The organism is Tamaricihabitans halophyticus, from assembly GCF_004340875.1.
GTDB lineage: Bacteria > Actinomycetota > Actinomycetes > Mycobacteriales > Pseudonocardiaceae > Tamaricihabitans > Tamaricihabitans halophyticus.
Window position 1 is genome coordinate 139,874 of record NZ_SLXQ01000005.1, and the last position, 12,107, is coordinate 151,980.

Sequence of the window (12,107 nt, forward strand, 5' to 3'; positions counted from 1 at the left end):
TGACTTTTCTAGTCGGCGCCCATCTGCTCGTACAGTGGGCGGAGGCTGTGCAAATGCTGCCTGGTCAGTTCCTCGGCCGAGTCCGCGTCCCCTTCGGCGACCGCGCGGTAGATCTCGACATGCTCGGCGTCGATCCGGTCCCATACCTCGCGGGGAATCCGTTCACGGTGCAACCGGCCGTGCAGAACCGCGTTCACCGGCTGGCACATCAGGCGCAGCAGCGGGTTGTCGGTCGCGGCGACCAGCGTGGTGTGAAAGTCCCAGTGCACGACGAAGCCGCCGGATGGGCTCAGCTTGGCCGTGCTCACGGTCGTCGCTTCCAGCGCCCGCAGTGCTTCCGGCTCGGCTCGCTGCGCCGCGAGCCGAGCAGCCGAGGGTTCCAGGATCAACCGGGCGTCGAGCAGATTGGCCACGGTGATCCCATCGGTGTTGACCAGCAGGCCGAGGGTGCCGCCAAGGTGTTCGGCAACGGTGGTCGCGTCTGGGCTGGAGACGAAGGTGCCGCCGGTAGCGCCCCTGGTGGTGTCCACGAGTTGCTGGCTGGCAAGTAGCCGGAGCGCTTCCCGTACGGTGCTGCGGCTGACCCCGAACAACCTGGTGAGCTCCGCCTCGTTGGGCAGCCGGGTGCCCGCGCCGAGTTCGCCGGAAAGAATCTGCGCCTTCAGCTGCTCCGCGACCTGCCGGTAGGCCGCCTGCACCCGGTGCACCCGCAGCCCGGTCCGCTCCTCGGTGCTCTCGCTCATCGATCCGCTCCACCCTCGTCGACGCGGTCGTCGCCCGCGTACCAAATCGTAGGACACCGGTCGCGGCGCGCCTTCTGGTCAGCGCTGATTTAAATGTCTGATGTATTGCGTTCAGCATACCTCCGGCGCATACTGCACCGTAATGTCCGACGAGCGGGAGGTGGCCCGTTGACCGTGCACACTGGCTGGCAGGGGCGTTACTTCGAGGACTTCACCGTGGGTGACGTCTACCGGCACCCACTGGGGCGCACGATCAGCGAAGCCGACAACACCTGGTTCACGTTGCTCACGATGAACACGCACCCGGCCCATTTCGACGCGCACTACGCGGAACGCACGCCGTTCGGCCAGATACTGGTGAACTCGGGCCTGACCATCGCGATGGTCCTCGGCCAGAGCGTCACCGATATCAGCCAGAAGGCCGTCGCGAACCTGGAGATGACGAACATCAAGCTCACCCATCCAGTGTTCGTCGGTGACACGCTCTACGCCGAATCGATCTGTACGGCCAAACGCGAGTCGGCGTCCAAACCGTACGCGGGACTGGTCTCCGTCCACACGCGAGCGCTCAACGGGGACGGGGACGAATGCCTTTCCTTCGACCGCACCGTACTTGTGTACAAGGCAACCGAGGCCACGGCGATCAACTCATTTCCGGAAGCCAAGCGCGGGCCGCTCACGCTGGCCGAGGGAGGCAGGGCATGACCGCGCTACCCCTCGCCGACGTACGGGTGCTCGCCATCGAGCAGTACGGCGCCGGACCGTTCGGCTCGGTACACCTTGCCGATCTCGGTGCGGAAATCATCAAGGTCGAGGACCCTGGTACCGGCGGCGACGTCGGTCGGCACACCCCGCCCTACGCGGAAGACGGCGATTCACTGTTCTTCGAGGCCTTCAACCGCAACAAGCGCTCGGTCGCGCTGGATCTGAATTCCGCGGCTGGACGCGCGGTTTTCGACGACCTGGTCCGTACCAGCGACGCGGTGTACTCGAATCTGCGCGGCGACGTGCCGGCAAAGATGCGGATCCGCTACGACGATCTCAAGCACCTCAACCCGGCGATCGTCTGCTGCTCGCTGACCGGTTACGGCATGACCGGCCCGCGCAGCGCGCAACCCGGCTATGACTACATGCTGCAGGGGCTTGCCGGCTGGATGTCGGTAACCGGCGAGCCGGACGGACCGCCAACGAAGTCCGGTCTGTCCATGGTGGATTACTCGGGCGGGTTCGTCGCGGCCAACTCGCTGCTTGCCGGTATCCACGCGGCGCGCCGCGACGGGATCGGCATGGACTGCGACGTGAGCCTGTACGACACCGCGATCGGCATGCTCACCTACCTGGCCACCTGGCATCTCAACGAGGGCTTCGAACCACGCCGCACGCACTCTTCCGCGCATCCGAGCCTGGTGCCGTTCCAGAACTTTCGCACCGCGGACGCCTGGATCGTGATCGGTTGTGCCAAGCAGAAGTTCTGGGAACGGCTGGTTGGCGCGCTCGGTTCACCCGCATGGGCTGCCGAATCGCGGTTCGCCACACCAGCCGAGCGCTACGCGCATTCCACCGAATGTGTCGGTCTGCTCGAAGAAGAACTGCGGCAGCGAGATACCGCGTACTGGCTCAAGGCGCTCGAAGCCGCCGGGGTGCCCTGCGCACCGGTCAACACGGTGCCGCAGGCATTGGTGGAAGCGCATACTCGAGCGCGCGGCATGGTGGTGACGACCGAGCACCCACGGTTCGGCCAGGTCAAACAGGTTGGCTCGCCGATGCGCGTGGGCCCGGCCCGTACCAAGCACCAGCGGGCACCGCGCCTCGGCGAACACAACGCAGAAGTGCTCGCCGACCTGCTCGGCACCGACGAAGCCACCTACACCGAACTCGCCGAGGCCGGTGCGTTCGGCACGGACAGGGAAGCGGTATGGACTTCACACTGAGCCCCGATCAGCAGCAGTTCCAGCGGATGCTGCGCGATTTCGTGGATGCGGAGATCGTCCCGGTCGCGCGTGAATGGGAGCAGGCGGATCGCTATCCCACCGAGATCGTCGCGGCCATGCGCGAACTCGGGCTGTTCGGTCTGATGATTCCCGAGGAATACGGCGGCGGGGCAGCTGACTTCGTGTCGTTCACGCTGATGTTCGAGGAGATCGCGCGCGGCTGGATGGGTATCGCCGGCATCCTCGGCAGCCACTCCCTTGCTTGTTGGATGCTCGCCAGGCACGGCACCGAGGAGCAGCGGCGACGCTACCTGCCCGAGCTGGCCACCGGGCAGCGCAGGACGGGCATCGCGCTCACCGAACCCGATGCCGGCACCGATCTGCAGAGCATCCGGACGAGCGCGGTCCGCGACGGCGACCATTTCCTGGTCAGCGGCACCAAGATGTGGATCACCAACGCGCGGTATGCCGATCCGCTGCCCGTACTGGTGAAAACGGACAGCACGACGACCCCCGCGCACAAGGGGATGAGCGTGTTACTCGTGGACGCGGACTCGCCGGGGTTCACGGTCACCCGCGATATCCCGAAACTCGGTTACAAGGGCACCGAATCCTGCGAGGTGGTCCTCGACGAGGTACGCGTGCCGGTCGGCAACCTGCTCGGCGGCGAACCTGGTCGGGGCATGCAACAGGTGCTCTCCGCGCTGGAAGTCGGCCGGTTGAACATCGCCGGCCGCAGCCTCGGTATCGCCCAGCGCGCCTACGATGAAGCACTCGCCTACGCGAGCGATCGGCACGCCTTCGGCAGGCCCATCGCGGAGTTCCAGGCGACCCAGATCCGGCTGGCCGAGATGGCAACCCAGTTGCAGGCCGCCCGGCTGCTTACCTACTGGTCGGCTTCGGCGCTCGATCGGGGTGAGCGGTCGGATCTGCAAACCGGCATGGCGAAACTGTTCGCCTCGGAGGTGGCCTTGCAGGCCGCACAGGATTCCATGCGCGTACACGGCGGCTACGGCTACTCGGCCGAGTTCGAGATCGAACGCCTCTACCGTGACTCCATCCTGATGACGATCGGCGAGGGGACCAGCGATGTGATGCGCACGGTGATCGCCAAGTCGCTCGTAGCCGGAAAGGGCCGCATCGGATGGTGATTCGCGGCCGCGCGTGCCACGCGGGATAGCACCGCCGGCGTGGCGTCCACGACCCAGCAGCTGATCAAGGAGGACCAGCAGTGAAACGCATCGGAGTCGATGTCGGTGGCACCTTCACCGACGTCATGTACTGGGACGAGGAAGGCGCGATCGCGGTGCACAAGGTGCCGTCCACGCCACACGATCCCTCGCTGGCCACAGTAGACGGTGTGCGGCAGCTTGCTGACCAGGTGGGCATCACACTGGGCGAGCTGGACCAGTTCCTGCACGGCACGACGGTCGCGACGAACATCGTGCTCGAGCACAACGGCTCCGACGTCGGGCTGATCACCACCGAGGGATTTCGGGATATCCTGCACATCGCGCGTAAGAAGCGCCCGTTCAACTACTCGTCCTATCAGGACCTGCCATGGCAGAAGTGGCAGCTGGTACGGCGTCGCAACCGCAGGGTCGTGCCCGAGCGCGTCGATGCCGCCGGCACGGTACTTGTCCCGCTGGACGAGGACGCCGTGCGGGAACAGGTGCGCGTGCTGCGCGACAATGGCGTTCAGGCAATCGCGGTGTGTTTCCTGCACTCCTACCGTAATCCCGCGCACGAGCAGGCCGTGCGGCGGATCATCGAGCAGGAGTATCCCGGCGTTTTCATCTCACTGTCCAGCGACGTAGCACCGCAGTACCGGGAGTACGAGCGGTTCTCCACCACGGCGCTGAACGCCTTCGTCGGTCCGAAGGTCTCCGGGTACCTGCACAACCTTTCCGGCACTACGCGCGAGGCCGGGGTACGCGGCGATGTCGCACTGATGACCTCTGCCGGCGGGCTGATCACCACCCGAGGCGCGATCGCGAACCCGGTGCTGCTGCTGACCAGCGGAGTAGTCGCCGGGCTGCTCGGTGGATGCGCGATCGGCAAAGCCTCCGGCCAGCCGAGCGTCATTACCCTCGATGTAGGCGGCACCTCGGCGGACATCGGAGTGGCGCCGGACGGCAAGCTGCGGATGAAGCACCTGCTGGACACCCGTATCGGCGACTATCACGCCATGGTGCCGATGGCCGAAGTGGACACCATTGGCGCGGGCGGCGGGTCGATCGCGTTCATCGACGAGGGCGGGATGTTCCGGGTAGGGCCGCGCAGTGCCGGTGCCAACCCCGGGCCGGCCTGTTACGCGCGCGGCGGCACCGAACCGACCAGCACCGACGCGATGGTCGCGATGGGCTGGCTACGCGCGGACAGCTTCCTTTCCGGAGCCATGAGTATCCAGTCCGAACTTGCGGTGAAGGCGATCGACGAACATCTCGCCGCCAAACTCGGTACCACCGTGGAACACGCCGCGATCGGTGTCTTCCAGATCCTGGCACACGCGATGACCGAGGCGATCAGCCTGCACTCGGTGCGCAAGGGTTACGATCCGCGCGATTTCTACCTGGTCGCCGAGGGCGGCGCCGGACCGCTGTTCGCCTGGCATATCGCCGAGCAGCTTGGTATCCCCGGCGTGATCGTTCCGCACCATCCGGGAATCGCCTCGGCGATGGGATTGCTTGCCACCGATATTCGCGCGGAGATCCCGGCGACGGTGTGGACCTCATCGGCCGATCCCGATACTGACCGGATCGCCGCCGAGTTCGACCGGCTCACCGCGCAGGCCGTCGAGTACCTCGGTGCCGACGGCCTCGCGCCCGAGGACATCGTGATCGAACGCAGTCTCGACTGTCGCTATATCGGCCAGGGCTACGAACTGCGCGTACCGGCCCCGGACGGCGAGATCGACACGGACTGGGTCGCGCGCGCCGCGGAAGCATTCCACACCGTGCACGAGCGCACCTACCTGCAGCGCTTCGACGACAAACCGGTACATCTGGTCAACGTGCGGGTTACCGCGATCGGCAAGGTCGGCCACGTGCCGCTCGCCGAGATCGACACGGGCGGCACCGACGCCTCGGAAGCGGTCAAGGCAAGCACCGAGGCGGTGTTCTGGACGCGGGACAACCAGAGCCAGGTGTTTGCCACCACCGTCTACGACCGAGCGCTACTCAAAGCGGGTAACGAACTGGCCGGGCCGGCGATCATCGAGCAGTTCGACTCCACCACGATCATCGGTCCCGGTCAGCACGCCACGATCGACAAGGTCGGGCACATCATCATCGAAACCGCAACGACGCGGGAAGGAGACCAGCGGTGACCGCATTGGACCCAGCAGGGGTGTCGCTGGCCGGCACGGCCCCGGAGAATTTCGCGAGCGTCGAGGTCGACCCGATCACCCTGCGCGTGATCGGCGGCGCGTTGAACTCGATCGCCAAGGAGATGGCGCAGATCCTCTACCGGATGGCCTACTCCAGCCTGATCCGCGAGTCGGAGGACCTTGGCGCGGGGATCTTCGACGTGCACGGCCGCGAGCTGTGTGAATCGGACTCGACGCCGATGCACTGTGGCTCGATCCCCGCCTATATCAGGGGAATCAACCGGAAACTTGCCGGCACGTATCAGCCAGGCGACGTGATCCTGCACAACCACCCCTATCACGGCGCCGCTCATTCCCCAGACTACGGGATCATGATCCCGATCTTCTTTGGCGGCGAGCACGTCGGTTTTGCCGGCTGCACCGGCCATGTCTCGGACATCGGCGGCAACTTCCCCGGACTGTGCATGGATGTGGTCGATGTCTGGGCGGAAGGCAAACTGCTGGACTCGGTGAAGATCTACGACGCCGGAGTGCGAAATGGCGCGCTCATCCAGCACATCCTGGACAACGTGCGCACTCCGGAGCAGAACGCTGGTGACCTCGAAGCGCTGATCGCCTGCGCGCGCCTCGGCGAGCGCAGGTTCACCGCGCTGCTGGAGCGCTACGGTCTCGATGTCGTACTGTCCGCCGCGGACAAGTGGATGGACTACTCCGAGGAGATGCTTCGCCGGCGGATCAGGGAGATTCCGGATGGCAGCTACGAGGCGCCGGTCTCCTTTCTGGACGACGACGGCAAGAACCGGGATGTGCCACTCAAGGTCGCGGTCACGGTGAAGGTGACGGACGGGGATATCGTCGTCGACCTCACCGACTCGCACGAGCAGGTACCGACCGCGTTCAACGTTCCGTTCGAGGGGTCGGTGCTGCCCACTGTCGCCTCGGCGGTGCGCACGCTGTTGCTCGACGAGGCGCTGACCGAGGAGTTCGTGCCGCAGAACGATGGCTGTTTCCGGCCGGCAAAGGCATACGCGCCGGAGGGCACACTGTTCAATCCGGACTTTCCGGCATCCTGCTTCGCCAGGTTCTCCCAGATCAACCGGATCTTCGACTCGATGAACCTGGCGCTAGCCGACGTGCTGCCGGATCGAGCGGTCGCTGGTTCCTCAGCCGCGCTCTGCGCCATCGCCTACTCCGGGCTGGCCGCGGACGGGCAGTCCTACTGGGTTTATATCGAGATCAACGAGGGTTCCTACGGGGCGCGCAACGGCAAGGACGGGATGGACTGTGTCGATGCGCTGATGGCCAACACCCGTAACAACCCCATTGAAGAGCTCGAACTCAACCACTCGATGATCGCCGAACGTTATGAACTGCGGGACGAGCCGCCCGCGCCCGGTCAGTACCGTGGCGGCATCGGTAGCGTCCGGCAATGGCGAATGCTCACCGACACCTTCATCGGCTCCGAAGCGGACAACCGGTCCGATCCGCCGAGGGGGCTCGCCGGCGGGCATGACGGGGTGGCTGGTTCGTTCACCCGCAACGTAGCGACCGACCGGGAAGAGCTGTTGCACTCCAAGGTGACCCAGGAAAAATGCGCTGCCGGCGACACACTGGAGATCAAACTCCCCTCCGGCGGCGGCTACGGCGACCCGCGTGAACGCGATCAGGACGCGGTACTCGAGGACGTACTGGACGATTATGTGTCCATTGCGGATGCTCGGCGGCACTACGGAGTGGTGATCGATCCGAGCACACTGACCGTCGATGAGCCAGCGACAGCCAAGCTGCGCGGCCGATGACGGACGAGCTGGCCGTTATCCGCGCGCGCAACCCGGAACTTCGCGCGCTGCTCAGCACCTTCGACGTCGCCGTGGACGGTCCGACCGCGACACTCAAGGACAACATCGATGTTGCCGGAGTGCCGTCCACGGCTGGCTCCGCCTCCTTCGCGACCGGTCCGGCCGAAACCGATGCCACGGTGACCAGGCTGCTGCGCGAGGCCGGTTACCTGATACTCGGCAAGAACAATATGGCCGAGTTCGCGATGGGGGTGACCAACCAGAACCGTACCTTCGGTGACTGCCGGAACCCCTGGGATACCACGCGGATTCCCGGCGGTTCGAGCGGTGGTTCGGCGGTTGCCGTGGCGAGCGGCATGTCGTTGGTTTCCCTCGGCACGGACACCGGCGGTTCCGGGCGGATTCCCGCTTCCGTCAACGGGATCACCGGGCTTCGCCCTACCGTAGGACGGTTGTCCAATCGTGGGGTTCTGCCGGTCAGTCCGAGCTTCGACACGGTTTCCCCGCTGGCGCGGGATATCCGCACGGTAGCCGAGGTGTTTACCGCGCTTGACAGGTACGACCCAGCTGACCCGACCTCGCACGATGAGCGACGAGTACCGGTGTGGTCTACCGAGCATGCCCGGCAGCTCCGGATCGGCGTCGCGGTGGGCTTTTTCGTCGACGAGGTCGACGAAGGGGTGCTTACCACCGTGCGCGCCGCGATCGAGGTCTTCGAAGATCTCGGTTGCCGGATCACCGAGGTGCGCCTGCCGGATGTGGCGCAAGCCCAGGATCGGATGCTCGAGATCATGTATCCGGAGGCAGCCGAGGTGCATGCGGGACGGTTGCAAGCCGAACCCGAGACAATCGACCCGGATGTGCTACGCAGGCTACGCATCGGACTCGCGACCGCACCGGAACGCACGGCGGCTGCCCGCCTGTGGCGAAGCGAGTTCCGCGCCGGGGTGGACGCGGTGTTCGACGAGGTCGATGTGGTGCTGACCCCGACAATCCCGGTCGATGTCCCGAGGCGGGATGCGGTTGATCTTGCCGCGTCGATCAAGGATATCGCCAGGTTCACCTACGCATGGTCCTGTTACGGCGGCCCGGCGTTGAGCGTCCCGTGCGGGTTCCATCCGGTGTCCGGAATGCCCGTGGGGCTGCAACTCAGTGCTCGGCCCTGGCAGGAACAGCTGTTGTTCCAGGCAGCGCGGGGCTACGAGGACGCGACGGGATGGGCTCAACAGGGTCCACCCGCCAGCACCCCGCAAGATCCGTGAAGGTTGCGATCCGGGTGGGATCCGTTGCCGCTGTTCGGTTGTGCACACGGGGTGGTTCAGCCTCCCCCGACGGTAGGCTGAACCACCCCGCACACCCCGACCCCCGGGGACCCGAGCCGCTACTCGTCGGAGAGCGGTTCGCTGCGCACCCGGCGCAGCGTCGGCGCCGCCGCCGTGGCGGCAATCAGCGCGACCAGGATGCCGAGCCCAACCGGCACCAGACTCCAGGCGTTGAGCATCGGAATACTGCCCTCGATCAACGTGAGCAACCCGAATCCGACGCCGACCCCCAACGCGCCGGCGCCAAGCGTGGCCACCAGCGCAGGTAGCGCGGCCTCCGCGCGCAGCGCCCTCGCCAGCACGCCAAGCGGGGTTCCCGCGGCCATCAGCGAACCGAAGGTGCGCCTGCGGTCCAAGACCGAACCGGCCGCGGTGATCGCCGCACTGGCACCCGCGAGCAGGCCGGCCGTGAGCAAGCCGATCACCGTCACCCTGCGCAGGTCAGCCAACTTGGCATCTTGTTCGGCAAGCATCGTCGGCAAGCTGCGGACTTCTGCCCCGCCGGCTGCCGAGGCAAGTGCGCTGCGGGCCACCTCGAGAGTGTCCGGTGTGGTCGGTAGCACCACCGTCACCGTGCCCTTGTCCGCGACCTCCGGCAGCAGGGCCGGATCGACCAGTGCCATATTGGCCAGCACCGGATCGGCCGTGTCGGCGGACCATACCGGCGTATCCGCCGGCAGCCGCTGCTGTTGCCCGCCCGGCTCATATTCGGCCGAGAGCTGCCCGGCCAACGACGTTGGGCTCAGCACGCTTGGTTGCGCCGGGCAGGTCACACCCTCGAACCGGGTCAACTCCTTCGCGCTGGAGCAATCCAGCACCATGCCCTGTACCTGTTGACCCTCCGCATCGGACAGATAGGTCATGGGCACGCTGATCGCGCTGGCCCGCAGGCCGTTCTGACCAAGGTTCTCGTTGGTTTCCCGCACGATCCGTTTCGCACTGTCCGCTTCGGCCCGGACGTAGAGCACATTGTCCCGGTACTCGCTGCCGCCACCGGCCATCGCCTCGATGCTGCCTAGCACCGTCAGCGCCATTGAACCGGTGAACACCGCGAGCACCACCCCGGCCGAGGCGCGGTAGGCGGCCTTGGGGTCATCGCGCAACCTGCGACCAGCCAGCAACAGAGCTGGCCGGCGCCAGGCGCGGACGAACACTCCACCGATCACCGAGGTGAGCCACGGACCGGCGAGGGTGGCGGCAAGCACCACCAGCGCCAGCCCACCGAGCACGGCGAGTTGCGAACCTTGGCCCGAGGCGAGCGCGCCAAGGAAGGCCAGCCCGGCGACCGGAATCGCCAGCAGCCGCCATGCCTTCGGCCGCTGCCGTTCCTGTGCGTTCGCCGCGCCGAGTGGATTCGTCGCCACCCTGCGCAAGCCCAGCGTCGCGGCGAGCACCACGAGCGCGGGGATCAGCACCGCGATCAGCACCGAGATCGATACCGGCAGCGTGAAATCGTCCGGTTGCCAGGTCGCCCCCGCCCACGGCACATGACTGACCACCTGATGCAGCGGAGTCGCCGCGAGTAGGCCGAGCAGCGCGCCAGCGATCGCGGCAAGCGCGGTTTCCGCGGCCACCATGCCAAGTACCTGCCGGGGGGTGGCGCCAGCCAGCCGTAGTGCCGCGAGCCGGCGTTCCCTACGCGCGGCGGTCAGCCTGGACGCCGAAGCCACCAGCACCAGGCTGGGCACCAGCAGCACCACGATGCCGACCCCGGCGAGCAATTCGAGCATGCCGTCGGACGTGCCGATCCCATCGTTGAGCGAAGCGACCGGCACGGCTTCGGAGGTGAGTTCGGTTGGCTGGTGGCCGACCAGCGCGACGAGCTGGTCGGGAGCGGAAAGGCTTTCCTCGCCGAATGTCCCGACCTGGGCGCCGGCGAACCGTTTGGCGAGCATCGCCTCCGGGTTCTCCTTGATCAGCTCGGCCAGCGCGGGGGAGAGCACCACCTGGTCCGGACCGGGCAGTTTGGGCACGCCAGGAGGTAGTTCGGCGCCAGCCTTGGGCGAATCAGCGGCGATATCGATCCGCTTGATCGCGGTGTCCCCGAAATGGTCGACCGTCGAGGAGACCCGCATGGTGGCGTCTTCTTCGCTGGTGGAGATCGGTTCCTGCCAGCCGGTCCGCTCGGAGCGCTCCTGCACCGCCTGCGGCAAGCTGGCCAGCAGGGAAACCAGGATGGTCGCCACCGCGACGCCGACCAGGATGAGGATCGACGAGGTTCGGGTGCGCCGGTCGGCCCGCATTACCCGAAGGCCGAGTACGAACGGGTTCACGCCGGCACCTCACTGGCGACCCTGCCGTCCCGGATGGCCACCGTGCGCGGCAGCGAAGCGGCAAGATCGCGGTCGTGGGTCACGATCAGCACGGCCGCTCCGGTCTGGGCGGCCGCGTCGAGCAGGGCTCGCATGGTTTCCTCACCGGTGCGGGTATCCAGCGCGCCGGTCGGTTCGTCCGCGAAGATCACCTTCGGTTGATGGGCGAGCGCTCTGGCGATCGCCACCCGCTGTGCCTGGCCGCCGGAGAGTTCGCCGGGGCGTCGCTCGGCGAGGCCGGGAAGGTCGAGCTGGTCGAGCCATTCGCGGGCGGCGCGCAGCGCCTGTGCCTTGGCCACATCGCCGAGCAACATGGGCAGTGCGACGTTTTCCTGCGCGGTGAGCTCGTCGACCAGCATGCCGTTCTGGAACACGAAGCCGAACTCCTTCCTGCGCAGCTCGCTGCGGTTGGCTTCGTTCAGCTGGTCGATTCGCTGGCCAGCGAGGAAAACCTGGCCTTCATCGGCCGGCAGGATGCCGGCAAGCACGTGGAGCAGCGAGGTCTTACCTGATCCGGAAGGGCCGACGATGGCGATCGCTTCGCCAGCGGTCACATCGATGTCCACTCCGGCCAGTGCGTGCTCATTGCCGTAGCGCTTCACCAGCCCACGCCCGGCGAGCACCGGTTGCGCCGTCCACTGTGGAGCCACTGGGTTCCTCCTCTGTAGCTGA

Annotated in this window: 9 protein-coding genes; 6 read left to right on the top strand and 3 right to left on the bottom strand. The window is 66.5% G+C overall.

What is annotated here, in order from left to right:
* Window positions 1–8: 8 nt before the first annotated feature.
* Complete coding sequence (locus EV191_RS14255; RefSeq protein ID WP_132877527.1) at window positions 9–743, bottom strand: FadR/GntR family transcriptional regulator; 735 nt, start codon at window positions 741–743, stop codon at window positions 9–11.
* 174 nt (window positions 744–917) lie between these two features.
* Here EV191_RS14255 and EV191_RS14260 point away from each other — a divergent pair, with 174 nt between their 5' ends.
* The 6 genes from EV191_RS14260 (at window position 918) to EV191_RS14285 (ending at window position 9,063) form a co-directional block, all read left to right on the top strand.
* Window positions 918–1,448 (top strand): MaoC family dehydratase, encoded by a 531-nt coding sequence (locus EV191_RS14260; protein WP_341539612.1) that lies wholly within the window; start codon window positions 918–920, stop codon window positions 1,446–1,448.
* Window positions 1,445–2,674 (top strand): CaiB/BaiF CoA transferase family protein, encoded by a 1,230-nt coding sequence (locus tag EV191_RS14265; RefSeq protein WP_132877529.1) that lies wholly within the window; start codon window positions 1,445–1,447, stop codon window positions 2,672–2,674. Before EV191_RS14260 ends, EV191_RS14265 begins: the two co-directional genes overlap by 4 nt.
* Window positions 2,659–3,825, top strand: a complete 1,167-nt coding sequence (locus EV191_RS14270) for an acyl-CoA dehydrogenase family protein (RefSeq protein ID WP_132877530.1) — start codon at window positions 2,659–2,661, stop codon at window positions 3,823–3,825. Before EV191_RS14265 ends, EV191_RS14270 begins: the two co-directional genes overlap by 16 nt.
* A gap of 80 nt (window positions 3,826–3,905) precedes the next feature.
* A complete protein-coding gene (locus EV191_RS14275) occupies window positions 3,906–6,002 on the top strand; it encodes a hydantoinase/oxoprolinase family protein (RefSeq protein ID WP_132877531.1) in 2,097 nt (698 codons plus the stop codon).
* On the top strand, window positions 5,999–7,801 hold the full coding sequence (locus EV191_RS14280; RefSeq protein ID WP_132877532.1) for a hydantoinase B/oxoprolinase family protein: 1,803 nt from the start codon (window positions 5,999–6,001) through the stop codon (window positions 7,799–7,801). The genes EV191_RS14275 and EV191_RS14280 overlap by 4 nt, the downstream gene beginning before the upstream one ends.
* Window positions 7,798–9,063 carry an amidase gene (locus EV191_RS14285; RefSeq protein ID WP_132877533.1) on the top strand — a complete coding sequence of 422 codons (1,266 nt, stop codon included), beginning with the start codon at window positions 7,798–7,800 and terminating at the stop codon, window positions 9,061–9,063. Before EV191_RS14280 ends, EV191_RS14285 begins: the two co-directional genes overlap by 4 nt.
* Before the next feature lie 119 nt (window positions 9,064–9,182).
* Here the strand turns inward: EV191_RS14285 and EV191_RS14290 are convergent, their stop codons facing one another.
* Window positions 9,183–11,396 (bottom strand): FtsX-like permease family protein, encoded by a 2,214-nt coding sequence (locus EV191_RS14290; protein WP_132877534.1) that lies wholly within the window; start codon window positions 11,394–11,396, stop codon window positions 9,183–9,185.
* Window positions 11,393–12,085, bottom strand: coding sequence for an ABC transporter ATP-binding protein (locus EV191_RS14295; protein ID WP_165912955.1), 693 nt, complete (start codon window positions 12,083–12,085; stop codon window positions 11,393–11,395). The genes EV191_RS14290 and EV191_RS14295 overlap by 4 nt, the downstream gene beginning before the upstream one ends.
* Window positions 12,086–12,107: the final 22 nt, after the last annotated feature.

Excerpts from the sequence above, each read along its gene's own strand:
- EV191_RS14255 (WP_132877527.1), bottom strand. The coding sequence starts at position 743 with ATGAGCGAGAGCACCGAGGAGCGGACCGGGCTGCGGGTGCACCGGGTG.
- EV191_RS14265 (WP_132877529.1), top strand. The coding sequence starts at position 1,445 with ATGACCGCGCTACCCCTCGCCGACGTACGGGTGCTCGCCATCGAGCAG.
- EV191_RS14270 (WP_132877530.1), top strand. The coding sequence starts at position 2,659 with ATGGACTTCACACTGAGCCCCGATCAGCAGCAGTTCCAGCGGATGCTG.
- EV191_RS14285 (WP_132877533.1), top strand. The coding sequence starts at position 7,798 with ATGACGGACGAGCTGGCCGTTATCCGCGCGCGCAACCCGGAACTTCGC.